The organism is Aquiflexum gelatinilyticum (assembly GCF_024741135.1).
GTDB classification, from domain to species: Bacteria; Bacteroidota; Bacteroidia; order Cytophagales; family Cyclobacteriaceae; genus Cognataquiflexum; species Cognataquiflexum gelatinilyticum.
This window is the reverse complement of record NZ_JANSUY010000014.1, coordinates 23,669-50,415: the sequence shown is the minus strand read 5'-3', so window position 1 is coordinate 50,415 and position 26,747 is coordinate 23,669. Positions and strand designations below refer to the sequence as shown.

The following is a 26,747-nucleotide window of genomic DNA, read 5'->3' as shown; positions in this document are numbered from 1 at the left end:
AAGTGTCCACCTTTCGGCAGACACTCTTCTATATTTAAGAATGAGCTAAGATCTCATGTCTTATATCTCATATCTCAAGTCTTACTTCTTTCCGCCTTCCATCTTCTCCTTCAGCTCAGCCAAAGCATCGATGTCACCGAAAGTTGATTTCTCTGCAGCAGCAGGAGCCTCAGCTTTTGGTTCGTCAGCTTTTTTCTTGCCTTTCTTATCTGCTGCTTTTGCTGCTGCAGTTGCTGTAGCTTTAGCATCTTCCTTGAAAGTAGCAGTGTGGGAAAGGACAATTCTCTTATCGTCTTTAGAGAATTCAATCACTTTGAAATCCAAAGATTCACCGACTTCAACTGTAGATCCGTCTTCTTTCTCCAGGTTTTTGGAGGTTGCAAAACCTTCCAAACCATAAGGTAGCTCAAGAACTGCACCTTTGTCATTTTTGGAATTCACAGTACACTTATGTACTGATCCGATAGGGAATACTGTTTCGAAAGTATCCCAAGGGTTTTCTTCCAATTGCTTGTGTCCAAGTGCCAATCTTCTGTTGTCAACATCAAGTTCCAAAACAGCTACAGCCAATTCGTCACCGACTTTCACAAACTCAGATGGGTGTTTGATTTTCTTGGTCCAGGAAAGGTCAGATACGTGTACCAGACCGTCGATTCCTTCTTCCAATTCAAGGAACAAACCGAAATTGGTCAAGTTTCTTACCACTCCTTTATGTTTGGTTCCAACAGCATATTTGGCAGCCATGTCACCTTTAGTCCAAGGATCTTCAGTCAATTGCTTGATACCAAGAGACATTTTTCTTTCGTCTTTGTCCAAAGTCAAAACAACAGCTTCGATTTCGTCACCGACTTTTACAAAGTCAGCAGGATTTCTCAAGTGCTGTGACCAGCTCATTTCAGAAACGTGGATCAAACCTTCAACGCCAGGAGCCAATTCCAAGAATGCACCGTAATCAGCCACATTGACAATCTTACCTTTCACTCTTGAACCAACTTCCAATTCAGCTGACAAGGCATCCCAAGGATGTGAAGTCAATTGCTTCATACCCAAAGAAATTCTCTTCTTGTCATCATCGAAGTCAAGCACAACAACCTGAACTTTGTCGTCAAGGTTAAGTACTTCTTCCGGATGGTTGATTCTACCCCAAGAGATATCAGTGATGTGAAGCAAGCCATCTACACCACCCAAATCGATGAATACACCGAAGTTGGTCATGTTCTTGATAACACCTTCCAATACCTGACCTTTCTCAAGGTTGTTGAGGATTTCTGCTTTTTGTTTCTCAAGGTCTTTTTCGATCAAGACTTTGTGCGAAACAACTACGTTATCGTTGGTGTGGTTGATTTTAACCACTTTTACTTCCATTTTCTTACCTACATAGATATCAAAATCCCTGATAGGCTTCACGTCGATCTGAGAACCTGGCAAGAAAGCCTCCACACCGTAGATATCCACGATAAGACCACCTTTGGTTCTTCTTTTTACAAGACCTTCGATTACGCTGTCATTGGTAAGGGCATCTTCGATGTCAGTCCATGCACGTACCATTCTTGCTTTTTTCCTTGAAAGGACAAGCTGTCCCAAGGAGTTTTCCTGCTCTTCGATGAATAGTTCTACCTGATCACCGATTTTAAGATTAGGAAGATCACGGAATTCGGATACTGGAACCAAGCCATCAGATTTGAAACCGATGTTGATGATCACGTCCTTGTCATTGATACCTACTACGGTGCCTTTGATGACTTCTTTTTCTGTGATCGTGTTCAAAGTTCCGGCATACATGGCTTCCATGTCGGCCTTTTGTTCTTTGGAATATCCGTCACCAAAACCTTTGGTGGAGAAATTATCCCAGTTAAACTCTTTTTGATTAGACATATTGTGTGATTGACCCTGACATTCCTCTATCCTAGGGTCATGGGATTGAGGCTTTTAGTTGATGAAAAGTCGCTGAGAATCAGTCGCAGAGACCCCGTTCACCCGAACGGACTGCAAATGTAAGGTTTTTTTGGAAAAGGAGAATTATTGAAAGGAAAAATGTATTTGGTTTGCGATCAAGATTCTTTTAAAAACGAAACCCCTGAAATCTCTCAGGGGACGAAGAAGTAGCTTACTTTTTTAATTTATACTTGGCCAAAATCAAAAAATCATCTCTAGTGATCTGCGTGGCAAGTTTTGTGAAATTATTGTCTTGGTCTTTTAATTGATCAATGTTCTTTTCATAATGTTGGAGGATTTCTTCCGGTTCAAAAAATGAATAAAAGTAATCGTCATCCATCCTTTTGATAATACCAAATCCTAGCCCACCATCCACGTCATTCACCGATTTTGAAGAAAGATAAGGGATCTTGTCTTTCATGTCATATACAAAAAAATCAAATCCGGTTTTTTTCCTAAAAGCAGATGTCAGGTATCTTGAATTCCCAAATAGATGAGGCATGTGTATCGATATATTTTTAAATGCTTCTCCATTAAGTACTTTCACCAAATCAGGAATGGATAGTCCATATAACTTTGACAAATCATTTTGTTCAGAACCAAAATCAAGGAAAAACTTTTTTTCGATGCCATCTTTTGAGAGCATATAAATTGTATCACAAAAGTTCGAAGAAAAAAGAACCGTTTCTCCCAATTTAAAAAGATTGTTTTTTTCCCCCATACCATTTATTTTTTCAGGAAAAACCGGATCAAAAATAGGTTCTAAACTATCTAAATCAGTTGAGTAATTGTATAGAATTGCTCGGTCAATTCCTGCTCTTAGTTCCGGTGCCAAGACCTCCGGAAAATAAAACAAATACTTTTCACCATCCAGTTTTAAAAATTTATAAGGCCTGTTCCTTAATTCAATTTCATCAATAAATTCATCTTCTATACTGTACGTGATTAGGTGATTTCGTGAAACAACAATCAAATTATTGTTTGACTCATCAAAGTCGACATCTGTAATCTGAACATATTCACCCGGTCCTTCACCGAATCTACCTATGGGATTGATAAATTTACCATTTTGGTCGTACCTAAATAAGGTATGGTTGCTCCAGAAGTCCGCCAAAATAATTCCCCCGTCAAAAACAAATAATTTGTCGGCTTTAACAAAAGGCTTATTGGGGTTTTCAAAAACTATATACTCGATATTATCTATGATTTTTGAAAGGAATTGAGGTTCTGAATCTCCGACGAGAATTATTTCTACATTTTTGTCTATTGGTTTGGAATTGCATCCGAAAAGTAAGGATCCGCAAAAAACAATGTGAAGGAGGAGTTTAAGTTTGTATTTCGACATAAAATTTTATTAAAATCAAAATGGCATTAATACCAAGAGTTTATTAACTAAAAGACAATGTACAAAAAAAATTATAAAGTCAATTCTTTGAAAATCAAAAATCTTCCTTTGGTTTTTTCCCACTCATACCTCACTTTCTAAAAAAACGAAACCCCTGAAATCGCTCTCAGGGGTTGTTTGCAAGTAAAGAGTTAGTAAATTTATTTAAGGATTGCCAAAATTACCCAAACCTTTTCGGAAATGAAAATCATTCAGTGGATTTATACCCTTTATGCAGCTGTATTGTTTATCCTGTTGATGTTGGTATTTGGATTGTTTATTGTCATTCCTTTATTGGTCAGTTCCAGAGGCGGAAAAGTATCTTTCGTTTTTATCCGTCTTTGGGCAGGGATTTGGTCTTTTTTGGTTGGCATCCGCTATGAAATCCACGGTCGGGGACACATTGACCCGAAGCAAGCGTACATCTATATTTTCAACCACCGGTCCTTTATCGATGCTCCGGTGATTCCGATGGCTATCCAACAGGAAGTAAGGGCTATAGGCAAAAAGGAACTTTCCAAAATCCCGGTTTTCGGGTTTGTGGTTTCAAGAGTGGCGGTTTGGGTAGACAGAAAGGATACCGCTTCGCGAAAAGCCTCCGTGGACAGGCTGATGGAGATTCTCAAAAAAGGCATTTCCATTGTTGTCGCCCCAGAGGGGACAAGAAACGATACCGGGCAAGTTTTGCTTCCATTTCAAAAAGGGGCTTTCAGAATAGCTATCGAAACAGGGACACCCATCATGCCGATGGCAGTCATCGGTGCGGACCGAATTATGAAGCGGGGCTCAATCTTACTGAGGCCGGGAAAAGTCCTAGTCTATTTTTCAGCAGCCATCCAGCCCGGTTCATTCTCGGGAGAAGATGGTTTTTTGAAGTTGGCTGACAAATGCTACAACAGGCTAGAGGCAATGATTCTGACCCACGAATAATATTAGTCGACTAAAATCGCCTCCTGACGGCCTTGGATTTTTTAATCATTGGAATAATCTTGAAATTGATTTTTCCAATTTCAACCCAATTTTTAAGACATGAATTTTCAGGAAGACTTTCTGCAGACGGTGTGGAAATACCAATATTTTGACAAAAATTCCCTTCAGACTACCGAAGGAATTCCCATTGAGGTCAAGAAAATCGGTTACCACAATTTCCATGAAGGCCCTGATTTTTTGGAAGCCCATATCAAACTTGGCAAATTGGATCTTTTCGGACATGTGGAAGTGCACCGCAAAGCCTCAGACTGGAAATCTCACGACCACAATGCAGACCTCAGGTACAATTCTGTCGTGTTGCATGTGGTTTGGGAAGAGGACAAAACCATTCTCAGAAATGACGGAAGCAAAATTCCTACTTTGGAGCTGAAGGGAAAAATCCTGCTTGATGTCATTCGAAATTATGAAAGGCTGACGAGTAGCCGGGATGAAATCCTCTGTGGCAATCTATTAGAAAAGATTCCTTCCATCATCCAATTTTCTATGTTGGAAAAAACCCTTGTAGAGCGGTTGGAAAATAAGTCTGCGGTACTTGTCAGGATATTGAAATCCACAAACAACAATTGGGAGGAAACCGCTTATCGCTGGCTTTTTCAGTGCTTTGGATTCAAGACCAATGCCAACACCATGCTCAAACTGGCAGAAAGTGTTCCTTACAAAATTCTGCAAAAACACGGAAACCAACCGCAGGTGATCGAGGCCATCCTTCTTGGACAAGCTGATTTGATTCCCATAGACCCATTAGATGAATACAGCCTTTTTCTGCAAAAAGAGTATGATTTTTATCAGAAAAAGTACAGCCTCCAAAAAACCATCCACCACCACGAATGGATCATGATGGGAGTCCGTCCACAAAACTTTCCCCCGCTGAGAATCGCACAATTGGCACAGGTATTCACCAAAAACCCAAATCTTTTTTCATCCGTCATCCACCACAATGAGCATTTTGAACAGTTCAAAAAAGTCTTCGATATCGAGACTCCTGAGTATTGGCTTTTCCATATCAAAGTCGGAATACCTTCACAGAAAAAATTGGCCAAAAAACTCAGCAACAATACCTTATCCCTACTTACCATCAACTTTGTCATCCCGCTTTGGTATACCTATGGGCAGTACATTGAGGAAACCGATTGGAAAGAAAAATGCTTTGACCTCCTTCAGGAAATACAGGCCGAAGAAAACTTTATCATCCGCAAATATGCGGCCCACAAATGGAAGGCAAAAACCGCTTTTGACAGCCAAGGGATGATCGGACTCTATCATGATTATTGTAAGCCTAAAAAGTGCCTTGACTGTAAAATCGGACAGAACCTGCTCAAGCCGGATAGGAAATGATTTTTGTTTAAAACCTGATTTGCGTACTTTTGCGATCCGAACAGGAAAAAAATGGAAAAACCAGTTATAATTCTTGGAGCGAAAGGCATCGCCCATCCAGCATTAGAGATTTTCAACAGCAACAAAGTCATTGTCTATGGCTTTTTGGATGAAGATGAAAAGCTCCACGGCACAGAAATCAATGTCGTCCCAGTTTTGGGAAATCCTGAAGATGATGGTTTCCTGAAACTTATCGGACAAAAGTGTGAAGCCTTTGTCGCGGTCGATGACAATAAGTACCGTCAGTTTCTGGTCAAAATGCTCAATGAGCGTAGGAAAGTTCAACCGATCAATGCCATACACGAGTCCTCTTATGTCTCGACAGATGCAGTATTGGGACACGGCAACTTTATCAACGGCAGGGTAAATATCGGTGCAGGAACCAAAATCGGCAGCCATTGTATATTCAATACCGGTGCTATCATTGACCACGAATCAGTTTTGGAAGATTTTGTTCAGATCGGCGCAGGTTCAATTGTCAACTCAGGCGTTACGATCAAAGAAGGTGCGTTTATCGGCTCCGGAGTAACTTTGGTCTCAGGTATCACTGTCGGCAAAAACGCAAGAATAGGAGCCGGATCGGTTGTGATCTCCAATGTCAAAGACGGAGAAACCGTATTCGGGAATCCTGCTGCTCCGATCAAAAAGTAATTATTGAAATCTTATTTATAAACCAAAACACCCTGCCGAAACAGGGCTCAAGTTATGGAAAATCAACCCTACAGCATTCTGCTTTATTATTGCTATGCCACCATCGAAGACACGGAGGCATACCGAGAGGAACACCATCTTTTTTGTATTGAGAATAACATCCGTGGCCGGATCATCATTTCGCCTGAGGGACTGAACGGGACTGTTTCTGGACTGAAGGAAGATTGTGAAAAGTACATGGCTTATATCCATGCCGATCCGAGATTTGCCAAGACGGAATTCAAAATTGAAACCTTTGACAAGCATGCTTTTGCAAAAATCCATGTCCGCGTCAAGCCTGAGATCGTTCACAGCAGCCTTCGCCACCTCGATCCAAATGTCAAGACAGGCAAACACTTAGCACCTGAAGAATTCAAAGCACTCAAAGACCAAGAAGACGTGGTCATCCTCGATGTCCGGTCCAACTATGAGCATGAACTTGGAAGATTCAAAGGAGCCCTGACTTTGGATATTGATAACTTCAGGGATTTTCCCGAAAAGGTAAAAGAACTTGAGCATCTAAAAGGCAAAAAGGTTTTAACCTACTGCACGGGTGGTATCAAATGTGAAAAGGCATCGGCTTTTCTTTTGGAACAAGGCTTCCAAGATGTCTACCAACTCCACGGTGGGATCATCAAATATGGTATGGAAGCAGGAGGCGAGGATTTTGAAGGCAAATGCTATGTGTTTGACAACAGGATCGCGGTCGATATCAACAAAGTAAATCCAAAAGTGATTGCAACCTGCCATATTTGCGGTACCGAATGCGACCGCATGGTCAACTGTGCCAATCCAACCTGCAATGCCCACCTTCCGATATGTGAAAAATGCGGATGGGAAATGGAGGGCGCCTGTTCTGTGGAATGTAAAGACAATCCTGAAAAACGTACCTATGACGGGACAGGCTATTACCAAAAAAATACAAACGGTTACAATCCTTACAAAGGCCTGATACGAAGACAGGACAAAGCAAAACAACCTCTCCATGAGCAAAAGGATCCCGGAATCAGAGCTGATCATCAATCCTGACGGAAGCATTTATCATTTGAACCTGAAGCCAGAGCACCTGGCTTCAACTGTTATTGCGGTGGGAGATCCCGAAAGAGTTTCTAAAGTCTCTCGGTACTTTGACGAAATCGAATTTTCGATCAGCAAAAGGGAGTTTGTAACCCACACAGGTTATTATAAAGGCAAAAGATTGACCGTGATGAGTACCGGAATGGGTACCGACAACATCGAAATCTTTATGACTGAATTGGATGCTTTGGTCAATATTGACCTGCGAACAAGGATCCCAAAGGAAAACCATACCACGCTCAATATCATCAGGGTAGGAACTTCCGGCAGCATGCGGAAGGAAATTCCCGCAGGTACCATGCTTGCTTCGGAATATGGCATTGGGCTTGACACTCTGATGGCATTTTACAATACAGAATACTCCCATTTGGAACAAAAAGTCGGAAGGAAAATCCAGGAAGACCTGGAGCTTTCATTTACTCCCTATTGCGTGAAGGGTTCGAAAAAACTGCTGGATCTCTTGGGAGAAGGACTTTTGATAGGAAATACGGTTACCTGTCCGGGATTTTTTGGCCCTCAGGGAAGGGAAGTCAGAATCAAGCCTGCCATTCCTGATATCATCGAAAAATTAGGAAATATGGACCTGGATGGGTTTAAGCTTTCCAATTTTGAAATGGAGACTTCTGGCTATTATGCGATGGGAAGACTTTTGGGCCATGAAGTTTTGAGCCTCAATGCAATCATTGCTAACAGAATCACCCAAGAATTTACAAAAGGTGCATACGGAATTGTGGACAAGCTGATCCAACATACCTTAAAAAAATTGGCGGACAATTAGTCCGCCAATTTTTGATCAGGCATTGCTTCTCACGTAATAGTGGTCTTTCTCTAGCTTCAAATGATCCCAATCTCTGTAGTCTATATTTTTGATCATTTCGTTCATTGCATCCATACATTCCTTTTTGGCAAGATACACCCCGAACACAGCATCATTGTTATTGACTAAAAATATCCTGTTAGCCTCAAACAATTTCTTCAAACTTTCCCACTCGGACAAAACTAGTAGCTCGTCCTCATTACTGACAGACTGAATTATTTTAAACATTCCAAAAGTACAATGAATATTCATTTCTTTGTATTTAAATAATTTATCCAAAAATAAGCCAATTGTGTTGGTATTTCAATACGTATTAATACTTAATTTTATGGATTAAACACCAAAAAAGGAATTTTAGTATATAATTTCCTTATTTTTTTGCACCCATATCAACAATGAGTTGTGTTTTTTGTCCAGATCAAGTTTTTTGATAATGTTGCTTCTGTGCTTGTCGATCGTCCTTTCTGCGACAAATAATGTCGATGCTATTTCTTTGGTAGTCAGACCATCTGCGATATACCTGATGATTTTTAACTCAGATGGGGTCAGGTTGGAAGGTTTTATTCCAGTATTTACAACAGCCTTTTCAGAAAGAATCCGATCACTCAGGTAGGTTTCGTTTTTAGAAACCAATTCGATGCAATCGAGCAATTCCTCTACGGCATAATCCTTTGGCACGTATCCGGAAATATTCAGTGATTTGGCTTGTTGGTAGATGTAGGACTCTTTGTGAAATGTCAGGAGAATAATTTTTGTTTGGATATCCTTTTCATGACACATTTTAGCCACTTCCAAGCCACTCATTCCCGGCATATCAAGATCGAGTATGGCCAGATTCGGTTCAATTTCCTGAATAAATTTCAAGGCCAAGTTCCCATTAGGTGCCTCTCCTATGACATCGAAATTGTTCTCTTCCAAAAACCCTTTGAGGCCTTTGAGGAAAAGAGGATGGTCATCGGCAATAAAAATCTTTTGTTTCATAAAAACAGTAAAAGTTAAACTCTGATAAATGAAATTCAAAACGAGTGAATCAGTAGATTATTTGGCCGTTTTGAGAAAAATTGGTCTTTGTATACCTTTCAAATATATCAAAAAAAATGCCTAAAATCCTTTAACCTCAGAGATTCATGAGAATTTATCCAAATATTTTCAATGAACGAAATAAAATTTACTTCCAATGATTCATCCAAGGGAAATTTGGAAGAAATTGAAATAAAAAAACAGCAAATTAAAGTCTCCAAAATGTGTATTGAACTATGAAAATTAAAGATCAAATCGAGGAAGCACTTCGGCAAAAGGCAATTCCTGAAAAAGCCGCTTTTTTCCCAAGGTTTTTCAAAACAGGAAAGGGTGAATATGGAGAAGGCGACCTGTTTTTAGGAGTCACAGTTCCGGAGCAAAGAATAATCGCCAAGAAATATTGGAAAGATTTGCCTGACCAAGAGCTTGAGATTATGATCAAAAGTCCCTTCCATGAGGTCAGGTTGACATCCATCCTCATCTTGGTCCTGAAATTTCAAAAAGCTACAAGCAACGCAGAAAAGAAGTCATGGGTTGATTTCTATCTCAAAAACAGGTCTTGGGTCAACAATTGGGATTTGGTGGATAGTTCGGCGCATCTCATCCTCGGGGATTACCTCTTTGACAAAGACAGAAGCATACTCTATGATTTGGCAAAATCCGGGATTCTTTGGGACCAAAGGATTGGGATCATGAGCACTTTTTATTTTATAAGGAAAAAAGATTTTACCGACACTTTAAAAATTGCAGAAATACTACTCCACCATCCCCATGACCTTATCCATAAGGCTGTAGGATGGATGATCCGTGAGGTCGGAAACCGTGATTTCGAAACTGCAAATCAGTTTTTGCTGAAGCACTATCAATCCATGCCACGAACCATGCTGCGGTATGCGATTGAGAAGTTTGACGTGGATGCAAAAGCATTTTTTATGAAAAAGGATTAAATCAGACCTAAATCCACTAACTTAGTGCAACAACAAACCCGGTCAACCATGAAAACTTCCCTCCTATTTTCGATTCTTTTTCTTATTGCTTTCTCTTCCTTTGCCCAATCCATTCCCTCCAAAGAAGTACAAATCAAAACTGCTTTGATGGCCGCTCCTGAGGATAAAAAAGAAGGGGCGACGGTTTATGGATTTGATGAAAAAGGGGAATTTGCCATTTTGAGAAAGGGGACCAATGAAATGATCTGCCTGGCTGATGACCCAAACAGCCCTGGATTCAATACTTCCTGTTACCACAATACTTTGGATCCTTTTATGGAAAGGGGACGACAGTTGAAGAAAGAAGGAAAAACCGCCAAAGAAACTTTTGACATCCGTGAGGAAGAAGCCAAATCCGGCAAACTGATCATGCCCAAAGATGGCGCGACATTATTCGTTTTGAATGCCGATGCAGCTGATTACAATCCCGAAACAGGTGAAGTAAAAGACCCCTACCTGCGCTATGTGGTGTATATCCCTTGGGCCACAGAAGCGAGTACAGGTTTGCCCCTGAAGCCATCAGGTCCGGCTATGCCTTGGATTATGGATCCCGGAACGCATAGGGCGCACATTATGATCAATCCTCCAAGGAATTAGAAAAATCTAAAAAGCCTCCAAATTTACTCAATTGGGAGGCTTTTGGTTTGGGGCATTTCAAAATCGCAGGACTGTTTTAATTACTTTTTCCACTTCGCCTGTGTCTTCATCTGGTTTCTGTTTCTTTTCGCTTTGGAATTTTTGTTACCGCGTTTCTTTTCGACTTTGTTGGGATTGGCTTTTGGAATGGCTTTTTTCTCGTGAAAACCGCCTTTGAAATCAGGATTCATCTTTCTCTTCTGCCCATCGATTTCCCTTTCGTAAGCCTGCTTTTCTTCAAAAGGTGTTGGGACAGTTTCCACCTCAACCGGAATCTGCACAGTCGGCACTTCCATGCGGATGATTTCTTCTATTTTCTCAAAATGATATTCTTCCGCAGGATTGACAAAAGTGATGGCAATCCCTTCGTTTTCTGCCCTTCCGGTCCTTCCGATGCGGTGTACATAATCTTCGTAGATCAGCGGCACGTCAAAATTAACCACGTGGCTGACCATACTTATATCAAGCCCTCTTGCTGCCACGTCTGTCGCCACCAAGATTCGGACATCCCCTGCTTTGAAATCCTCCATGGAGTTGATCCGGGTATTTTGTCCTTTGTTGGCATGGATGACACGCATAGACCCGAGTTTCTTTTTGTCCAGGTAGCTATAGACTAACTCGGCATTTTTCTTTGACTTGGTAAACACCATGATCCTTTTGACATCTTGGGCTTCCAGGATATGGATCAAAAGGTTGGTTTTGGTTTTGATATTGGGGATCAAATATTTGACCTGATGGATGGTCTCGGCGGTAGTAGCTTGTGGAGAAACCTCTACGCGCTCGGGAAATTCCAGAAACTCGTAAGAAAACTTCTCTACCTTTTGGCCAAAAGTGGCCGAGAAAAGGAGGTTTTGACGCTTGGTCGGAATGATCTCGAGTATAGACCTGATCTGTGGCATGAAACCCATGTCCAGCATTTTATCAGCCTCATCCAAGACCATGGTTTTGATCTCTTTGGTGACGATATCTCCTTTTCTATATAAATCCAAAAATCTTCCCGGTGTGGAAATAATGATATCCACACCTTTTTGAAGCTTTTCGATCTGGGTTTTTGGCCCAAGCCCACCGTAAAGGGAGACGAATCTCAGGTCTGTATTTTTTCCAAAAACGATTACCGCCTCTTCGATTTGCATGACCAATTCGCGGGTTGGCGCCAATATCAATGCCCTTGGAAGCATTCCTTGGGCATATTTGATTTTCATCAGGATGGGAAGGATATAGGCGGCTGTTTTGCCTGTTCCAGTTTGGGCGATGCCCAATACATCATGCCCTGCAAGAGACAATGGGATTGCCTTTTCCTGAATCGGAGTTGGTTTGGTATATCCGGCCTCCTTGACAGCGTCTAGGAGCTGTTTGTTTAATTTAAAATTTTCGAAACTGTGAGGGCTATCGGACATGTTTTGTATTTTTGAAAGGTGAGAAACGCCAAAAATGAAATTTAATAGCTTTGATTTTCTTTAGTTTTTGGAAAATCAGCTGTTTAGGATTGGGGTTTCATGGATCAAATTTCCCATCTCATAAAGAATATTCATGAAAAGTATTTTAATCACCGGTGCAAATATAGTGAATGAAGGCAAGATAACCCTCGCCGACATTTTTGTTAAGGACGGAATGATCTATAATGTAGGCACGGATCTGTCAGATTTTGAAGCGGATATACATATTGATGCTACTGGCAAATATGTTTTCCCGGGACTGATCGATGATCAGGTTCACTTTAGAGAACCGGGATTGACCCACAAAGCGGATATTTATACCGAAAGCAAATCCGCCGTTGCAGGTGGCGTCACTTCCTATATGGAAATGCCAAATACCGTCCCCCAAAGCACTACTATCCCACTTTTGGAGGAAAAATATAATATTGCTTCCCAAAAATCGCTGGCCAATTATTCCTTCTTCTTTGGTGCCACCAACGACAACATTGCCGAAATCCTAAAAGTAGATCCTGAAAATGTCTGTGGCGTCAAGGTGTTTCAAGGTTCCTCGACAGGTAATATGTTGGTAGACAATCCTGAAAGCCTCGAAAGAATATTCGCGGATTGTAAATTGCTGATTGCCACTCACAGCGAAAATGACAATATCATTAAAGCCAATCTGGAAAAGTACAAAGCCGAATATGGTGAAGACATCCCTGTAAAGTTTCACCCCATAATCCGGTCTGCAGAGGCTTGTTATGATGCATCCAAGAAGGTGGTCGCATTGGCAAAGAAGTACGGCAGCAAACTCCATGTTCTTCATATCAGCACTGCCCAGGAAGTGGACCTTTTTGACAATTCCATTCCTTTGGAACAAAAGCGCATCACAGCAGAGGCTTGTATCCACCATCTTTGGTTTTCGGAGGAAGATTACGAAGAAAAAGGGAATCTGATCAAATGGAACCCTGCGGTAAAGTCAGCCAAAGATCGGGAGAGAATCCTTCAAGGTGTATTGGAAGACAGGATAGACGTCATCGCCACTGACCATGCTCCTCATACTTTAGAGGAAAAATCAAGGCCATACAACTCTGCTCCATCAGGAGGACCATTGGTTCAGCATAGCCTTGTGGCCATGCTTGACCTTTATCATGAAGGCAAAATCAAGCTGGAGCAAATAGTCCAGAAAATGTGCCATAATGTCGCCATCCTTTTTGAAATAGACAAAAGAGGCTATTTACGTCCTGGATATCATGCGGATCTGGTGATCGCAGACTTGGACAGTCCCTGGAAAGTTGAAAAATCCAACATTCTTTCAAAATGTGGATGGTCTCCATTTGAAGGTCATGTCTTCAAATCAAAAGTCACACACACAGTGGTTTCCGGACATTTGGCCTACGAGAACGGGATTTTTCACGAAGAAAAAAAAGGGGAACGTCTAAAATTTTCAAGAAAAATTTGAGAAATGTTATTGCTTTAGGAATAGCGAAATATTACCTTTGCAGTCCAATCTGATAAAAGATCAGAATAAATAAAAATGGTGGTTGTAGCTCAGCTGGTTAGAGCGCTGGTTTGTGGATCCAGAGGTCGCCGGTTCGAAACCGGTCTTCCACCCTCAAACCCCTGTCTCGGATAGGGGTTTTTATTTTTTACTACTTTCAATGAACCCAAATGGCACAAATTTTGTATTAGTGGTTAAAATTAAATTTGAAAGGCAATGTTTACATTATTCAACTCCTCGCCAAGATTTCCTAAAGTCAATCCGGTAAATCTCAAATTCGTACAGCAGTATATTATCAAGTTTGAGGAATCCCTCCGGAACTTTGAGGAACTGCAAAAAGAAGGGTCGCTCTCTTAATTCAAGAATAATTCAAGGTTATGGAAACATAACCTTTATTTTTGTCCCAATAAATTTTTCTTTCGCATGCAAAAAAGTATTTTTATAGAAATCTCAAACTTTTGACCAAATGAGTTATATCCACTTTGACAAAACCCAATTAATTAACCTCAATTACTCACTTGACAGGGAAATAATTCGAACAAATAGAGGAGGATGTTATACAAGCACCACAATAATCGGCTGTAATACAAGGAAATACCATGGATTATTGGTTGTTCCTCAGCCACAGATCGACGAACAGCTCCACGTGATGTTGTCCACTATCCACGAGACAGTCATTCAAAGAGGTGCAAGCTTCAATTTAGGGATCAGTAAGTTTCCCGGAAACTATTCCCCAAGAGGTCACAAATATTTAGAGGATTTCGACACAGAACCTATACCGAAGCTCACCTATCGTGTGGGAGGCGTTTTGCTTCAGAAAGAACTCATTCTCGATACCAATAGGGATCGTGTGATGATCAAATACACTTTGTTGGAAGCCCATTCCCCAACCAAAATCAGGATTAGTCCTTTTTTGGGATTCCGAGGCTACCATAATCTCTCAAAAGAGAACAACAGGATCAACAAGGAATTTGAAAAAGTTCCAAATGGGGTAAAATTTCAACTTTATCCCGAATATTCCCCTCTTTATCTACAGTTTTCCAAAAGGAATGAATATAATTCCAAGCCGGAATGGTATTTCAATGTAGAATATATCATGGAACGAGAGCGTGGCTATGAATATCAGGAAGATTTGTTTGTTCCAGGCTATTTTGAATTTGATATTGCCAAAGGAGAATCTGTGATTTTTTCTGCAGGATTAACGGAAGCTGACCCTAGTACTAGACAAAGGGCCTTTGAAAAAGAACTTGCAAGAAGGATTCCGAGAAATAATTTTGTCAATTGCCTCAAAAACTCTGCAGGTCAATTTATCCAGAAAAGAGATGGCAAAACACACGTCATAGCAGGTTATCCATGGTTTGGATGGTGGGGCAGAGATACTTTTGTTTCGGCACCTGGATTGGTTTTGACCCAAGGTGACAAAGATACTTTTCTTGATATCATGGATACCATGGTGTCAGACTTACACGGTCCGTTGTTCCCAAATGTAGGAAGCGGTGTGATGAGAAACCTTGCTTCAATGGATGCTCCGCTATGGTTCTTTTGGTCATTGCAACAATACATCCGATTTACGGGAGACACCAAAACGATCAAGAAGAAATATCTCGATAAAATGAAAGGTATTATTGATGGATTTCGTAAAGGTACAGATTACAATATCCACATGCTTGAAAATGGCCTCATTTATGGTGGGCAGGAAGGCGTAGCACTTACTTGGATGGATGCAGTGAATTCGGATGGACCTGTTACTCCACGAATTGGATGTCCAGTAGAAATCAACGCATTGTGGTACAATTCCCTTTGCTTTTACCATGAATTGACGAATGAAACTGAAATCAAAGATTTGGCTGAACAGGTTAAGAAATCTTTTACAGAAGTGTTCTGGGAAGAGAAAAAAGGCTATTTGGCAGACTATGTGAGCGGAGATTATAAAGATTGGGCGATCCGACCAAATATGGTAATTGCTACCTCTTTGCCTTATTCTCCATTGGAAGAAAGCCAAATGAAGAGTATATTGGAAATTGCCAAATCAAAACTTCTTACTCCAAGAGGATTGAGATCACTTGCACCGGATGATCCCGGATATAAAGGCTATTACCATGGGAATCAATATACCAGGGATATTGCCTATCACAATGGAACCGTTTGGGCTTGGTTATTAGGTCACTTTGTGGAAGGATATCTCAGGCTACATGGCAAAGCAGGGAAACATTTTGTAGAAAAAATAGTGCAGGCATTTGACGATGTCATGCCACAATACGGTATAGGAACTGTCGCAGAGATATACGATGGAGATCCTCCACACAGACCAAAAGGCGCCATATCTTCGGCATGGTCCATCGGTGAATTATTAAGAATGATGTATATTTTGGAAAAAGTTTAATTCGGTTTTATGAAGATATTGATGTTCGGTTGGGAATTTCCCCCACATATTTCCGGAGGCTTGGGTACCGCTTGTTACGGGTTGGTGAAAGGCTTGAACCACCACAATCAAGAAGTTATTTTTGTGGTGCCGAAATTATGGGGTGATGAAGAACCATTGGCGGATTTTGTCAATGCGAGTGATGTTGTCATTGATTACCGTGAGAGGAAATTCAAAAAGATCTGGAAAAATCTTACTTACCTTGAAGTTAGCAGTTTTCTTGTGCCATATCTCGGTCCTGAGGAATTCAAAAAGTACACTGACTTTACCATCCATGACAGAACAGATGTTGATGAAAGCGTTTTTTCCAATAAGTTTGAGTTTAGTGGAAAGTACGGAAAAGACTTGATGAAGGAAGTTTCCAGATATGCCCTTGTGGCCGCACAGATCGCAAAATCCAAAGAACATGATGTCATTCATGCACATGATTGGCTTGCATATCCTGCAGGAATAGCTGCAAAAGAGATCAGTGGCAAACCACTAGTAGCCCATATCCATGCCACAGAATTTGACCGTTCTGGGGAATCTGTCAACAAACCCGTCTATGACATTGAAAGGGCCGGAATGCACGCGGCAGACCATGTTGTGGCAGTCAGTCATTTGACCAGAAAAGTAGTAATTGAAAAATATGGAGTCCATCCTGACAAAGTCAGTGTTTTGCACAACGCTGTTTTGGATGCCAGCATCATAAAATCAGATACAAGGAAGCATGTGCCTGAAAAAATTGTAACCTTCCTTGGCAGGATTACTTTCCAAAAAGGTCCTGAATACTTTGTGGAAGCAGCCAAAAAAGTAATAGATAGAGATCCAAATGTCAGATTTGTAATGGCAGGAAATGGCGATTTACTCAATAGAATGATTGAGAGAGTGGCGGAATTAGGCATGGGCACAAAATTTCATTTTACTGGATTTCTGAAGGGAAAAGATGTAGATGACATGTATGCCATCAGCGACGTATATGTGATGCCATCAGTATCGGAACCATTTGGCATCGCACCCCTCGAAGCTGTAAGACATAATACCCCTGTAATCATTTCCAAGCAATCCGGTGTCGCAGAGGTCTTGGTCAATGCAATAAAGGTGGATTTTTGGGATGTGGATGCAATGGCAGATGCGATTTTTGGATTGCTTCACTATGAAAGTATTTCCAAAATGTTCAAGGAACTTGGTAGCGAAGAATTGAAAAAACTGAAGTGGGAGCATGTTGCCGCAAAACTAGTAAAAGTATACGAACAGATGACCTTAAAACAATAGCCATGAGAACAATATGTTTTTACTTTCAGGTACACCAGCCTTTAAGAATCAAGCCTTATCGCTTTTTTGATATCGGTGACGATCATTATTATTGGGACGATTATAGCAATAAAAGTATCATCCGAAAAGTAGCTCAAAAATGCTACTTACCTATGAATGCCCTCCTACTTGATCTGATTCATCAATATCAGGGAAGATTTAAAGTGGCTTTTTCCATTTCGGGTGTTTGTTTGGATCAATTTGAGGCCTTTGCTCCTGATGTATTGGAAAGTTTCAAAAAATTGGTCGCCACAGGTCATGTTGAAATCCTCGCTGAAACCGATGCCCACGCCTTGTGCTCGTTAAAAAGTAAAGGGGAATTCACAAGAATGGTCGGAAGACATGCCGAAAAAATAAAAAGACATTTCAACGGATATACCCCAAAAGTATTTAGAAATACTGAATTGATTTATTCTGACAAAATCGGTGGAATGGTAGCAGAGATGGGCTATGAAGGAATGCTCACTGAAGGTGCCAAACACATATTGGGTTGGAAGAGTCCAAACTTTGTATACCAGAACTCTATAGATCCAAACCTTAAAATCCTACTCAAAAACTTCCAGCTCAGCGATGACATTGCCTTCAGGTTTAGCAATAAGACTTGGGCAGATTATCCTTTGACCACAGAAAAGTTTGTAACTTGGCTGAATGCCGTGCCAAAAGAACAAGAGGTAGTGAACCTGTTTATGGATTATGAGACATTCGGTGAGCACCAATGGGCAGAGACCGGGATATTTGAATTCATGAAAGCACTTCCAAATGCAGTATTTAAGTATACTGATTTCGGATTTTCAACTCCTTATGAAGTGGTTAAATATGGAACTCCCGTAGCTAAAATTCATGTTCCTACGCCAATCTCTTGGGCAGATGAGGAAAGAGATTTGACAGCCTGGTTAGGAAATGACCTTCAGAATGAGGCCTTCTCCAAGCTATATGAAATGGAAAGCAGGGTCAAAAATATTGAAGATGAAGAAATCCAAAGAGATTGGAATTACTTACAGACTTCCGATCACTTCTATTACATGTGTACAAAATTCTTTTCTGATGGCCACGTCCATTCTTATTTCAGCCATTACGACACACCCTATGATGCATTTATCAATTACATGAATGTATTGAGTGATTTTATCCTCCGTGTCAAAATGAAAGAAAGTGAAATGACTGAAGCAGAACAATAAAAGAAATATTGAATCAATAATTAGAGGCTTGGTAACACAAGCCTTTTTAATTCCTGAAAAATAGACAAGCGATGAAAAATATACTTTTCCTTCTACCCATGTTTGCTTTCCTTGGTTCCTGTATGGTCACTACAGAGAAAAAAGAAGTTACCGAAGAAAAGGAGGGATTTATTGTAAGATATGACCGACCCGATGCCGCCATTTTGAGGGGTGTGTATATTCCAAAAGGCGCAGCATATTTCTATACTTCGGGCTTGGTTGCTCCTGTCAAAAACGAGAATGCGATTCCGGGCACATATGGTCGGTATGGCAACACTTATGAGCAAAGTATCGGAATATTGGAAAGAATTAAAGAAACTATTGGGGAAGGTGGATTTACTTTAGAAGATGTGGTTTTCCTTAGGGTTTATTTAGCGCCTGACAAAGATGGAAAAGTAGATTGGGACGCTTGGTTCAAAGCATATGGAGAGTTTTTTAACAATGAAGAAAACCCAAACAAGGTTGCGCGATCTACAATCGCAGTCCATTCGCTTGCCAATCCAGAGTTGTTGATTGAAATAGAAGCCGTCGCAGCAAAATGAAAAAAATCAGTCCAATCTATTTTCTTTTAATTTCCATATTTGTCAGTTCCTGCGCATGCGATGGAGAGACAATGCTCAAAGGTATGATGTGGGGATTTAGCAAAATCGCCGGAGAGGGCTACATTCCTTCAGCAGAAATAATAGCTTTGGGAGAATTTGAAAGTGTAGAAGTCAATGTATCGCAAGAATACACGGATGGCGAAAACCAAGGCACAATCGAACTTAGGTTATTCAATGGAAAAAGTCCTGAAATGAGAATGAGTGAAGAGAATGTTGCCAGAAGATGTGCTGAATTGTATTCCCAAGGATATTCAAAAATTGAGGATTACAAGACCATCAAAATCTCTTTTATACAAACTGATCCTTTCAATGCTGAAAATTATGCCATCAGCGAATATACATTTGAAGTAAAAGATTTGTTAACCTCTCAAAACTCCCAAGAAAATGGAATTTGACTACAATGCGGAATTCAAGCATCCACCTGTAAAAACAAGCGATTGGTTTTTGACAATACTGATAGCAAATATTCCCGTCATTGGTTTTATCATGCTCATTGTATGGGCAGTCGACAAAACCGGAAACCCCAACAAAGCCAATTGGGCCAAAGCCAAATTGATTTGGTATGCCATCGGATTCGGTTTGTTGGTTCTGTTTTTATTGATGATTGGATTTGGAACGGTCTCAGGAGTATTTGATGAAATCGACTGGAACGATTTCCAATAAATCCATCACATCAACCCGTCTCCGCTATCCGATTCATCTATTGCGCGAGAAAGAAAATCATGGAATGGCTTCATCAATTTGAAGCCTTCCACTGCTTTTTTCTTAAAACTTCCTGATGAAATTTCCACATCGGAAATCGGATTGGATACTATAAAACTCTTATGCTTGAGCAATTCAATGTAAGGGTGATCCATTTCATAACCCTTTGGCATATTTTTGAGTTTGTCTCCTTCCAATCCTGAAAAAGTCTTTTTGAACTTCGGTTCATTCAAAATGGCATCCAATTCCTTGCCTGAATAGTCAATCTCCTGTCTTATTTTTTTCAGGCTTTCGGATTCCGGCATCCATATTCCCCCTGCCAAAAAGCTATTGCCAGGCTGTACATGAACATAGTATCCCGGGCCTAGGGATTTCTTTCCCCCAACAGAGAAATATGCAGCAAAATTGGTTTTGTAGGGGTCTTTGTTTGCTGAAAATCGAACATCCCTGTTTTGTCTAAAAACACAGTCTTTTGCTTTGAAAGAAGATAAGGCCGGTTCCCAAACAGAAACTTCAGCGAGCATTTCGCCCACATCATTCAAAAATTCCTCTTTGACAGCAAGGTACCACGCTTTGTTCTCATCCATCCATGATTTATGGTTGTTTTGAGAAAGTGCCTCTAGAAATTTCAAGTATTGATTTGCCATATTCAAATTTAGCTAATAACAAGGAAGCTAGGCATAAGTTTTCCAAAAAATCAGTTAACCAAAAAGCCTGACAGGTAAAGTCAGGCTTTTTGGTTTAGTTTTCAATTACTTCAAAATATTCTTATTAACCCAATCAATCTCCTCTTGACGGATGGTATGCTGCGTATCGGCAAAAAACAAGGTTTTTACTTCTGCGCCAAGATTTTTTATCAATTCCGCTGAAGCTTCAATCCTGCTTAATGGAACATGCATATCCTTGAGACTTGATCCGATAAAAACAGGAGTTCCGAGAAAATCACCTTTGTACTTAGCGGGATTTAATTTTTCCCCAATCAATCCTCCGGTAAATGCTATCACCCCGCCGTACTTTTTGGCGTTTTGAGAAGCATATTCCAAAGAAAGACATGCTCCCTGAGAAAATCCGATAAAATAGATTTGATCCGATCGGAGTCCTTTGTCAAAGAGATCTTGAACAACCTTGTTGATTATCTCAATAGAATTTGAAAATGCAGGTTCATTATTTGAATCCGGTGCGATAAATGAATAAGGATACCAAGTCCCTCCAGGTGCCTGAGGAGCCAATAAGGCAAATTCATCCAGATTCAAATATTGCTTCAAACCTAAGATACTTGAAGCATTTGCTCCTCTGCCATGAATCATGATCGCAACTTTGGAGGATTCATCCAAAGGTTTACCTGATCTTATTATCTCAGCCATATTGCTCAGGTTTCAGTTCAACTTTAGCCAATCTAGATTCTAGCCTTGACCTTTGTGGCTCAATCCACTCCGGCAATTTCAACAATTCCCCCAAATGTGCTTCATCTTCATCAATTGCAAATCCCGGTTCATCGGTTGCGATTTCGAACAACACTCCTCCCGGCTCGCGGAAATAGATGGATTTGAAATAATTTCGATCCTTCACTTCTGTCACATGGTAGCCATTTCGCAATAAGATTTCCTGTATCTCCAATTGGCTGTCAACGTTTGCAGTTCTAAATGCGATGTGGTGAACAGTTCCCGCACTTTGCACTTCCTGTCTCCCATTTGGATCAATGACGATGTCTACGATATCACCCGGTTCTCCCTTTGTTCCATATCGGAATCGACCGCTTTCATCCCCAATAAAACGATAATCCATAAATTGAGTGAGCAAATTCGCTGTCAGTTCTTTTGCTTTCAGATTTAATGTTGCACCGTAAAATCCTCTTATGGAATATTTCAATGGGATATTTCCATAAGTCCAACCCTTTCGATCGTCATTGTCATTGGCGATCAATTCGATCCCCATGCCGTCATGGTCTTCAAACCTGATCAATTTGTCACCAAATCTTGTCAAAGGGGTGGAAATTGGAATGTTGAATTTTGCGAGTCTATCCATCCAAAAACCCAATGCATCCACAGAAATTGAAAATGCCGTATAGGTCAATTCTCCGGTTCCTTTGGTTCCTTTTCTAGCTCCCTCAAACGGGAAAGTCGTGAACACAGTCCCGGGCGCACCCAATTCATCCCCAAAATAGAAATGATAGACATCAGGCGCATCAAAATTGATGGTCTTTTTCACCAACCTCAAACCCAAAATTCCTGTATAAAAATCCAGGTTTTTTTGTGGATTGCCTGCAATTGCGGTGATATGGTGGATTCCGGAAATTAAAGGGGACATGGCGTAAGGGTTTTTGGGTTATATTTTTTTGTTATTTGGTTAATGGTTATTGGCAATAAACCAATAACCATTAACCATTTACTAAATTACTGCTTTACTATCTGAATGTTTGCCAGAATTCTGACTTGATCACTTACTACTACACTTCCTGCTTCGGTTACGGCATTCCAAGTCAAACCGAATTCTTTCCTGCTGATTTTTCCTTCCAATTCAAATCCGGCTTTGGTCTGCCCGTAAGGGTCCTGTACAATTCCTCCAAAATCTGCGGAAAGTTCAACATCCTTGGTTGTCTCTTTTATTGTCAATTCACCTTTCAGCTTGTCGCCTTCCAAAATTCCTGTGAAAGTCATTTTCGGATATTTTTCAGCATCGAAGAAATCAGCAGATTTCAAGTGATTGTCCCGGTCAGATTGGTTGGTATCTATGCTCGCAATATCGGCCGCAAATGAAATCTCTGCTCCTTGAAAATCATCTGAATCGCTTTCTACTCCTCCTTCAAATGATTTGAAATTACCAGTCACGGTAGAAATCACCAAGTGCTTAACTTTGAACGATACTTCTGAATGTGTGGGGTCAATTGCCCATTTGGTTGCTGTTACTGTTGTAGTACTCATAGTTTTGTTTGTTTTATTTTTTGTTAGGTAAATATATTTTTTGAATGAAATTCATATACATTAAATGTCTATACATGTTTTAAATGAAATTTTTTTATCCCCTGAGTTTATCAAGCAAGAAATTCAACTGATCAACTTCTGATGCATCCAATTTGATCAGATTTTGATTTTGATTAAGGATTTCTTGTTGTAGTTGATTCAATAAATCCAAGCCTTTGTCAGTAATGATAATATCCACTTGTCTTCTGTCTGCGGGACATTCATTCCTAATCACCAATCCTTTTTGTTTAAGTTTCTCTACTAACCGTGAAGCATTGGACATTTTGTTGAGCATACGGTCTTGAATGGATGATACTGTAATGGGATTCCCATTCTGTCCTCTTAGAATTCTAAGGACATTGTATTGCTCCGGGGATAGTCCAAATGGTTTAAGAAAACTATTCTGTTTAGTGACGATGTAGCTATGTGTAAATAGGAGGTTGACAGTCGCTTTGTTATAAGCATCCTTAAACTCCTTTTGCTGAATCTCGTCTTCTAACCTCATTTGTATAAAATGTCTTTGTATTAAATGTATATACATACAAATATAATAAAAGGTTTCATACAACCTCAATTTTATTTTAAATTATTTTGCTTGGCTAAAAAAAATCAAAACTGTTTCATCCAGTCTCCAATAAGCCTGTTGATTTCTTGGGGTTTTTCAATGCAGCTACTATGACCTGCTCCCGGCACCATGTGCAAGACCGAATTAGGGATTGACATTTGGATAAACTTGGCCTTTTCCGGTTTAGTGGCAATGTCCTCGTCCCCTACCACGATCATTGTAGGACTTTTGATTTGCCGGATTTCTTCCTCTATCCCTTTTCTGTAGATTACTGCCTCTACGGATTTGGTGATGGTTTTTTTGTTTGACTGAAGCTCTTTGATCCACTTTTTGTAAGAATCCGCATTTTTCGGATTTTCAAGCCAGCTCTGTGCAAACATAATCTTCATCACTGTTCCGGCAACAGTTGGAATAATCCCAAACCATTTGACAATTCCGGTCAATAATTTATACTTTGGCAAATTTTCAACAGGCTCCGGACTAGCTGAGGTTTCCAATAGAATCAAACTTTTAACCTTTTCAGGGAACCTGGCAGCAAGGCGCATCCCAACAAATCCTCCCATGGAAAGCCCTACAAAGTGTACCGGTTTCCCAACCATCTTGTCAATCAACTCCATGGCATCCAAGGCAAGCATATCCATGTCATACGGTCCTGAAGATACTTCAGATTGACCTTGTCCTCGATGGTCATATGCAATGACTGTATAATCCTTTTTCAAAAAATCAATCTGACTTTGAAACATCTTATGACTCCAAAGCAAACCATGGGAGAAAACAATTACTTCCTCTCCCTGACCCTCTTGGATATAAAATAACTTGGCAGAATTAAGTTGAATGTGTGGCATATTTCTATTGTACGAAGTATTGTGTACAAAGTACCATGTATTAAACAAAAGATTTGATTTTCCTTATTATCAATTTGCCGACTCTTTCACTTATCTATACTTTTTAACAAATTTTGGGTCTTGGCACTACGTATTTGATACTTTTTTCACCAATCCAATCCCGGCTGCTTTAATTTCCTGGACTCTTCCCTGTCTTTATGTTGTTGTACTAAATTACGGACGTCAAGAAGCAGTTGTTTGGCATCATATACTATTCCATCCTTCACGGTATACTTTACCCCGCCAACTCTGATAGGCTCATTGTTTTCATCTATCCGGATGGCACCAGTCCCATACAATACCTTGAGGTTTTGAAGTGGATTTTCTTCCAAAATCACAAAGTCTGCCAACTTCCCGACTTCCACAGTTCCGATTTCTTTTTCCATTCCCAAAGCCTCGGCGGCGTACATTGTGGAAGACCTGATGACTTCCAAAGGATGAAATCCAGCTTCCCTCAACAATTCCATTTCCCTGATATAAGCAAATCCATACAATTGATATATAAATCCTGAATCCGAACCTGTAGTCACACGGCCTCCACGGTTTTTGTATTCATTGACAAAAGTCATCCAAAGGCGGTAATTTTCCTTCCATTGGATCTCCTCTTCTGTAGTCCAATCAAACCAATAGGATCCGTGGGACTCGCGGCTCGGCTTATAAAATCGCCATAAGGAAGGAAGCGTATATTCCTCATGCCACTCTGCCCTTCTCGCCCGCATCAGGTCCCGGTTTGCTTCATAGATATTGAAAGTGGGATCCAAAGTAAAATCCAGGTCCAACAGCTCCTGCATCACTTTATTCCAATGCTCAGAATATGGTGGAGCAGCCTGCTTCCACAATTTTCCTGCTTCTGCAAATCTGTGCTGTTCATTCTGATAATTATAATCCAGCCTGTAATCCTGAATGGTCCTATCGGCAAAAAGGGCTTCGGGGAGGCCATACCAATGCTCCATCGTTGTCAATCCAGCCCTAGCAGAATGTAGGACATTCCATCTCGCCACGTCCATCTGGGCATGATGCATCGAAGACCTCAAACCGATTCTTTTGTTTTCTTCCAAAGCTGCCTGCATCACTTCAGGTTTTGCACCAAAGAATTTGATACCGTCAGCTCCTTTTTTAGCATTGTCATTTACCCAAACCCTGGCCTCAGCGGCATTGGTAATGGGTTTTTCTGAACCCTGCCCAAAACTTGTGTACGCAAACAAACGCGGTGCTGTGATGGTGTTGGCTGCAGATTTTTTCTTATGTTCAAGCACCCAACTCAGCCCATTACTTGTAGAGGGGTCTTTTATAGTAGTGATGCCATGCGACATCCAAAGTTTGAAAACATATTCAGCGGGAGTGCCCTGTCCTGAACCTCCTATATGCCCGTGCATATCGATAAATCCCGGCAAAAGGTAATGTCCTGCAAGTTCCATCACTTTGTCATTTGGCCCGGCTTTTGGCCTTTTGTCTTCCTTGATAGGAATACCGGGATAACCTACGACTGTTATTTCCGTGATCCTGTTTTTTTGTACGACGATATCGACAGGACCAATCGGAGGTGAACCTGTCCCATCTATCAATGTCACTCCCCGAAAGATCAGCCTGTCATATGGACCTTCTCCTTCCTTTCTGTCCGGAGAAGGCATAATCTGAGAAAAAATTTCTGAAGTAAAGAAAAAGAGGCTAAAAGCGAATAGAATAAATGATTTCTTCATGATAGGTGGTTTTTATAGGTTCAAAATAATCCTTTTCCACCCAATAAAAAAACCGACCATCCCAATGAAAAGGATAGTCGGTTCTGTCAAGTAGGAGGTCTATATACTAATCTTTTTCCTTCCTGAAAGTGTAGCGCAGACCGATATTCGTCCTAATAGAAAGATCTCCTGACCCTGGGGAGAGATATACATTTGGAGTCGCTTCCATCAAAACAGCAAAATTACGATGGGCAGCTATTGGCTTAAAGGTTAGGCCCAAAGGAATGCCAAATCTACCGTCACCTTCGTCATTAATTCCCAACATAATCCCTGCATGTAAATTTACCCATTCCCCCCGTCTAAAATTTCTATGAAACATCCCTTCCACACCAAATGGGAAATCAATAAGATCAGTTGCATCCAACCTCAATTCCCCGAAATACTTTTTTTCATTATCCGTACCAACACCAACTTGGTTAATTATCCCACTATGGTACACTCCAACATGCACTTGTGCATGAGCCTGAATTGAAATAAAAAGGCCGAAAATCAAGATAACGGCAAAGGATCTGAATTTATTCATGTTTTTTATTGGTTTGAA

At 40.5% G+C, this 26,747-nt stretch carries 28 protein-coding genes and 1 tRNA gene; 16 read left to right on the top strand and 13 right to left on the bottom strand.

The genetic code is table 11. The features are described from left to right. Nucleotides 1-81 precede the first annotated feature (81 nt). Nucleotides 82-1,875: a 30S ribosomal protein S1 gene (gene rpsA, locus NU887_RS15035; RefSeq protein ID WP_258424203.1), complete on the bottom strand. Its 1,794-nt coding sequence runs from the start codon at nucleotides 1,873-1,875 to the stop codon at nucleotides 82-84. A 232-nt stretch (nucleotides 1,876-2,107) separates the two neighbouring features. Next, complete coding sequence (locus NU887_RS15030) at nucleotides 2,108-3,280, bottom strand: 6-bladed beta-propeller (RefSeq protein ID WP_258424202.1); 1,173 nt, start codon at nucleotides 3,278-3,280, stop codon at nucleotides 2,108-2,110. 240 nt (nucleotides 3,281-3,520) lie between these two features. Here NU887_RS15030 and NU887_RS15025 point away from each other — a divergent pair, with 240 nt between their 5' ends. The 5 genes from NU887_RS15025 to NU887_RS15005 all read left to right on the top strand — a co-directional run bounded on the left by NU887_RS15025 (nucleotide 3,521) and on the right by NU887_RS15005 (nucleotide 8,228). Continuing rightward, complete coding sequence (locus NU887_RS15025; RefSeq protein ID WP_258424201.1) at nucleotides 3,521-4,249, top strand: lysophospholipid acyltransferase family protein; 729 nt, start codon at nucleotides 3,521-3,523, stop codon at nucleotides 4,247-4,249. A gap of 99 nt (nucleotides 4,250-4,348) precedes the next feature. Then, nucleotides 4,349-5,644 (top strand): DUF2851 family protein, encoded by a 1,296-nt coding sequence (locus tag NU887_RS15020; RefSeq protein WP_258424200.1) that lies wholly within the window; start codon nucleotides 4,349-4,351, stop codon nucleotides 5,642-5,644. 51 nt (nucleotides 5,645-5,695) lie between these two features. Further along, a complete protein-coding gene (locus tag NU887_RS15015; RefSeq protein ID WP_241126205.1) occupies nucleotides 5,696-6,334 on the top strand; it encodes an acetyltransferase in 639 nt (212 codons plus the stop codon). Nucleotides 6,335-6,388: 54 nt separating this feature from the next. Then, on the top strand, nucleotides 6,389-7,402 hold the full coding sequence (trhO, locus tag NU887_RS15010) for an oxygen-dependent tRNA uridine(34) hydroxylase TrhO (protein ID WP_258424199.1): 1,014 nt from the start codon (nucleotides 6,389-6,391) through the stop codon (nucleotides 7,400-7,402). Further along, on the top strand, nucleotides 7,359-8,228 hold the full coding sequence (locus NU887_RS15005) for a nucleoside phosphorylase (protein WP_258424198.1): 870 nt from the start codon (nucleotides 7,359-7,361) through the stop codon (nucleotides 8,226-8,228). Before trhO ends, NU887_RS15005 begins: the two co-directional genes overlap by 44 nt. A 15-nt stretch (nucleotides 8,229-8,243) precedes the next feature. Here NU887_RS15005 and NU887_RS15000 read toward each other — a convergent pair whose 3' ends face one another. Both NU887_RS15000 and NU887_RS14995 read right to left on the bottom strand, forming a co-directional pair. Further along, nucleotides 8,244-8,519: a hypothetical protein gene (locus tag NU887_RS15000; protein WP_113925238.1), complete on the bottom strand. Its 276-nt coding sequence runs from the start codon at nucleotides 8,517-8,519 to the stop codon at nucleotides 8,244-8,246. Nucleotides 8,520-8,621: 102 nt separating this feature from the next. Further along, nucleotides 8,622-9,248, bottom strand: a complete 627-nt coding sequence (locus NU887_RS14995; RefSeq protein ID WP_241143411.1) for a response regulator — start codon at nucleotides 9,246-9,248, stop codon at nucleotides 8,622-8,624. 275 nt (nucleotides 9,249-9,523) lie between these two features. On the opposite strand from NU887_RS14995, the gene NU887_RS14990 reads away from it, so the two are divergent. Beyond that, entirely contained in the window at nucleotides 9,524-10,234 is a 711-nt protein-coding gene (locus tag NU887_RS14990) for a DNA alkylation repair protein (RefSeq protein WP_258424197.1), read from the top strand. Between the two features lie 48 nt (nucleotides 10,235-10,282). Then, nucleotides 10,283-10,870 (top strand): hypothetical protein, encoded by a 588-nt coding sequence (locus NU887_RS14985; RefSeq protein WP_258424196.1) that lies wholly within the window; start codon nucleotides 10,283-10,285, stop codon nucleotides 10,868-10,870. A gap of 80 nt (nucleotides 10,871-10,950) precedes the next feature. Here NU887_RS14985 and NU887_RS14980 read toward each other — a convergent pair whose 3' ends face one another. Further along, the gene (locus tag NU887_RS14980; RefSeq protein ID WP_258424195.1) at nucleotides 10,951-12,306 is read right to left on the bottom strand and encodes a DEAD/DEAH box helicase; all 1,356 of its coding nucleotides are present in this window, start codon (nucleotides 12,304-12,306) and stop codon (nucleotides 10,951-10,953) included. Between the two features lie 133 nt (nucleotides 12,307-12,439). On the opposite strand from NU887_RS14980, the gene NU887_RS14975 reads away from it, so the two are divergent. The 9 genes from NU887_RS14975 to NU887_RS14935 all read left to right on the top strand — a co-directional run bounded on the left by NU887_RS14975 (nucleotide 12,440) and on the right by NU887_RS14935 (nucleotide 20,019). Further along, the gene (locus tag NU887_RS14975) at nucleotides 12,440-13,783 is read left to right on the top strand and encodes a dihydroorotase (protein ID WP_258424194.1); all 1,344 of its coding nucleotides are present in this window, start codon (nucleotides 12,440-12,442) and stop codon (nucleotides 13,781-13,783) included. A gap of 77 nt (nucleotides 13,784-13,860) precedes the next feature. Next, nucleotides 13,861-13,936 (top strand) — tRNA-His (locus NU887_RS14970). Nucleotides 13,937-14,038: 102 nt separating this feature from the next. Continuing rightward, nucleotides 14,039-14,179, top strand: a complete 141-nt coding sequence (locus NU887_RS14965) for a hypothetical protein (RefSeq protein WP_258424193.1) — start codon at nucleotides 14,039-14,041, stop codon at nucleotides 14,177-14,179. 109 nt (nucleotides 14,180-14,288) lie between these two features. Next, on the top strand, nucleotides 14,289-16,205 hold the full coding sequence (locus NU887_RS14960; protein WP_258424192.1) for an amylo-alpha-1,6-glucosidase: 1,917 nt from the start codon (nucleotides 14,289-14,291) through the stop codon (nucleotides 16,203-16,205). 9 nt (nucleotides 16,206-16,214) lie between these two features. Continuing rightward, the gene (locus tag NU887_RS14955) at nucleotides 16,215-17,498 is read left to right on the top strand and encodes a glycosyltransferase family 4 protein (RefSeq protein ID WP_258424191.1); all 1,284 of its coding nucleotides are present in this window, start codon (nucleotides 16,215-16,217) and stop codon (nucleotides 17,496-17,498) included. 2 nt (nucleotides 17,499-17,500) lie between these two features. Further along, nucleotides 17,501-18,715 carry a glycoside hydrolase family 57 protein gene (locus NU887_RS14950; protein ID WP_258424190.1) on the top strand — a complete coding sequence of 405 codons (1,215 nt, stop codon included), beginning with the start codon at nucleotides 17,501-17,503 and terminating at the stop codon, nucleotides 18,713-18,715. 71 nt (nucleotides 18,716-18,786) lie between these two features. After that, complete coding sequence (locus NU887_RS14945; RefSeq protein WP_258424189.1) at nucleotides 18,787-19,296, top strand: RidA family protein; 510 nt, start codon at nucleotides 18,787-18,789, stop codon at nucleotides 19,294-19,296. After that, complete coding sequence (locus NU887_RS14940; protein WP_258424188.1) at nucleotides 19,293-19,751, top strand: hypothetical protein; 459 nt, start codon at nucleotides 19,293-19,295, stop codon at nucleotides 19,749-19,751. The genes NU887_RS14945 and NU887_RS14940 overlap by 4 nt, the downstream gene beginning before the upstream one ends. Next, nucleotides 19,741-20,019, top strand: a complete 279-nt coding sequence (locus NU887_RS14935; protein WP_258424187.1) for a hypothetical protein — start codon at nucleotides 19,741-19,743, stop codon at nucleotides 20,017-20,019. Before NU887_RS14940 ends, NU887_RS14935 begins: the two co-directional genes overlap by 11 nt. Nucleotides 20,020-20,024: 5 nt before the next feature. Here the strand turns inward: NU887_RS14935 and NU887_RS14930 are convergent, their stop codons facing one another. The 8 genes from NU887_RS14930 to NU887_RS14895 all read right to left on the bottom strand — a co-directional run bounded on the left by NU887_RS14930 (nucleotide 20,025) and on the right by NU887_RS14895 (nucleotide 26,729). After that, nucleotides 20,025-20,705 carry a DUF2461 domain-containing protein gene (locus NU887_RS14930; protein WP_258424186.1) on the bottom strand — a complete coding sequence of 227 codons (681 nt, stop codon included), beginning with the start codon at nucleotides 20,703-20,705 and terminating at the stop codon, nucleotides 20,025-20,027. A gap of 105 nt (nucleotides 20,706-20,810) precedes the next feature. Then, nucleotides 20,811-21,422: an alpha/beta hydrolase gene (locus NU887_RS14925; RefSeq protein ID WP_258424185.1), complete on the bottom strand. Its 612-nt coding sequence runs from the start codon at nucleotides 21,420-21,422 to the stop codon at nucleotides 20,811-20,813. Further along, a complete protein-coding gene (locus NU887_RS14920) occupies nucleotides 21,415-22,365 on the bottom strand; it encodes a ring-cleaving dioxygenase (protein WP_258424184.1) in 951 nt (316 codons plus the stop codon). Before NU887_RS14920 ends, NU887_RS14925 begins: the two co-directional genes overlap by 8 nt. Before the next feature lie 86 nt (nucleotides 22,366-22,451). Next, complete coding sequence (locus NU887_RS14915) at nucleotides 22,452-22,979, bottom strand: YceI family protein (RefSeq protein WP_258424183.1); 528 nt, start codon at nucleotides 22,977-22,979, stop codon at nucleotides 22,452-22,454. A 94-nt stretch (nucleotides 22,980-23,073) separates the two neighbouring features. Continuing rightward, nucleotides 23,074-23,523 carry a MarR family winged helix-turn-helix transcriptional regulator gene (locus tag NU887_RS14910; RefSeq protein WP_258424182.1) on the bottom strand — a complete coding sequence of 150 codons (450 nt, stop codon included), beginning with the start codon at nucleotides 23,521-23,523 and terminating at the stop codon, nucleotides 23,074-23,076. 104 nt (nucleotides 23,524-23,627) lie between these two features. Next, nucleotides 23,628-24,428, bottom strand: a complete 801-nt coding sequence (locus NU887_RS14905; RefSeq protein WP_258424181.1) for an alpha/beta fold hydrolase — start codon at nucleotides 24,426-24,428, stop codon at nucleotides 23,628-23,630. A gap of 146 nt (nucleotides 24,429-24,574) precedes the next feature. Next, nucleotides 24,575-26,167, bottom strand: a complete 1,593-nt coding sequence (locus NU887_RS14900) for an amidohydrolase family protein (RefSeq protein ID WP_258424180.1) — start codon at nucleotides 26,165-26,167, stop codon at nucleotides 24,575-24,577. 106 nt (nucleotides 26,168-26,273) lie between these two features. After that, entirely contained in the window at nucleotides 26,274-26,729 is a 456-nt protein-coding gene (locus NU887_RS14895) for a hypothetical protein (protein WP_258424179.1), read from the bottom strand. Between the last annotated feature and the right edge of the window lie 18 nt (nucleotides 26,730-26,747).

Coding starts and splice junctions, on each gene's coding strand:
- rpsA (WP_258424203.1), bottom strand. CDS start 1,875: ATGTCTAATCAAAAAGAGTTTAACTGGGATAATTTCTCCACCAAAGGT.
- NU887_RS15030 (WP_258424202.1), bottom strand. CDS start 3,280: ATGTCGAAATACAAACTTAAACTCCTCCTTCACATTGTTTTTTGCGGA.
- NU887_RS15025 (WP_258424201.1), top strand. CDS start 3,521: ATGAAAATCATTCAGTGGATTTATACCCTTTATGCAGCTGTATTGTTT.
- NU887_RS15020 (WP_258424200.1), top strand. CDS start 4,349: ATGAATTTTCAGGAAGACTTTCTGCAGACGGTGTGGAAATACCAATAT.
- NU887_RS15015 (WP_241126205.1), top strand. CDS start 5,696: ATGGAAAAACCAGTTATAATTCTTGGAGCGAAAGGCATCGCCCATCCA.
- trhO (WP_258424199.1), top strand. CDS start 6,389: ATGGAAAATCAACCCTACAGCATTCTGCTTTATTATTGCTATGCCACC.
- NU887_RS15005 (WP_258424198.1), top strand. CDS start 7,359: ATGAGCAAAAGGATCCCGGAATCAGAGCTGATCATCAATCCTGACGGA.
- NU887_RS15000 (WP_113925238.1), bottom strand. CDS start 8,519: ATGAATATTCATTGTACTTTTGGAATGTTTAAAATAATTCAGTCTGTC.
- NU887_RS14995 (WP_241143411.1), bottom strand. CDS start 9,248: ATGAAACAAAAGATTTTTATTGCCGATGACCATCCTCTTTTCCTCAAA.
- NU887_RS14990 (WP_258424197.1), top strand. CDS start 9,524: ATGAAAATTAAAGATCAAATCGAGGAAGCACTTCGGCAAAAGGCAATT.
- NU887_RS14985 (WP_258424196.1), top strand. CDS start 10,283: ATGAAAACTTCCCTCCTATTTTCGATTCTTTTTCTTATTGCTTTCTCT.
- NU887_RS14980 (WP_258424195.1), bottom strand. CDS start 12,306: ATGTCCGATAGCCCTCACAGTTTCGAAAATTTTAAATTAAACAAACAG.
- NU887_RS14975 (WP_258424194.1), top strand. CDS start 12,440: ATGAAAAGTATTTTAATCACCGGTGCAAATATAGTGAATGAAGGCAAG.
- NU887_RS14965 (WP_258424193.1), top strand. CDS start 14,039: ATGTTTACATTATTCAACTCCTCGCCAAGATTTCCTAAAGTCAATCCG.
- NU887_RS14960 (WP_258424192.1), top strand. CDS start 14,289: ATGAGTTATATCCACTTTGACAAAACCCAATTAATTAACCTCAATTAC.
- NU887_RS14955 (WP_258424191.1), top strand. CDS start 16,215: ATGAAGATATTGATGTTCGGTTGGGAATTTCCCCCACATATTTCCGGA.
- NU887_RS14950 (WP_258424190.1), top strand. CDS start 17,501: ATGAGAACAATATGTTTTTACTTTCAGGTACACCAGCCTTTAAGAATC.
- NU887_RS14945 (WP_258424189.1), top strand. CDS start 18,787: ATGAAAAATATACTTTTCCTTCTACCCATGTTTGCTTTCCTTGGTTCC.
- NU887_RS14940 (WP_258424188.1), top strand. CDS start 19,293: ATGAAAAAAATCAGTCCAATCTATTTTCTTTTAATTTCCATATTTGTC.
- NU887_RS14935 (WP_258424187.1), top strand. CDS start 19,741: ATGGAATTTGACTACAATGCGGAATTCAAGCATCCACCTGTAAAAACA.
- NU887_RS14930 (WP_258424186.1), bottom strand. CDS start 20,705: ATGGCAAATCAATACTTGAAATTTCTAGAGGCACTTTCTCAAAACAAC.
- NU887_RS14925 (WP_258424185.1), bottom strand. CDS start 21,422: ATGGCTGAGATAATAAGATCAGGTAAACCTTTGGATGAATCCTCCAAA.
- NU887_RS14920 (WP_258424184.1), bottom strand. CDS start 22,365: ATGTCCCCTTTAATTTCCGGAATCCACCATATCACCGCAATTGCAGGC.
- NU887_RS14915 (WP_258424183.1), bottom strand. CDS start 22,979: ATGAGTACTACAACAGTAACAGCAACCAAATGGGCAATTGACCCCACA.
- NU887_RS14910 (WP_258424182.1), bottom strand. CDS start 23,523: ATGAGGTTAGAAGACGAGATTCAGCAAAAGGAGTTTAAGGATGCTTAT.
- NU887_RS14905 (WP_258424181.1), bottom strand. CDS start 24,428: ATGCCACACATTCAACTTAATTCTGCCAAGTTATTTTATATCCAAGAG.
- NU887_RS14900 (WP_258424180.1), bottom strand. CDS start 26,167: ATGAAGAAATCATTTATTCTATTCGCTTTTAGCCTCTTTTTCTTTACT.
- NU887_RS14895 (WP_258424179.1), bottom strand. CDS start 26,729: ATGAATAAATTCAGATCCTTTGCCGTTATCTTGATTTTCGGCCTTTTT.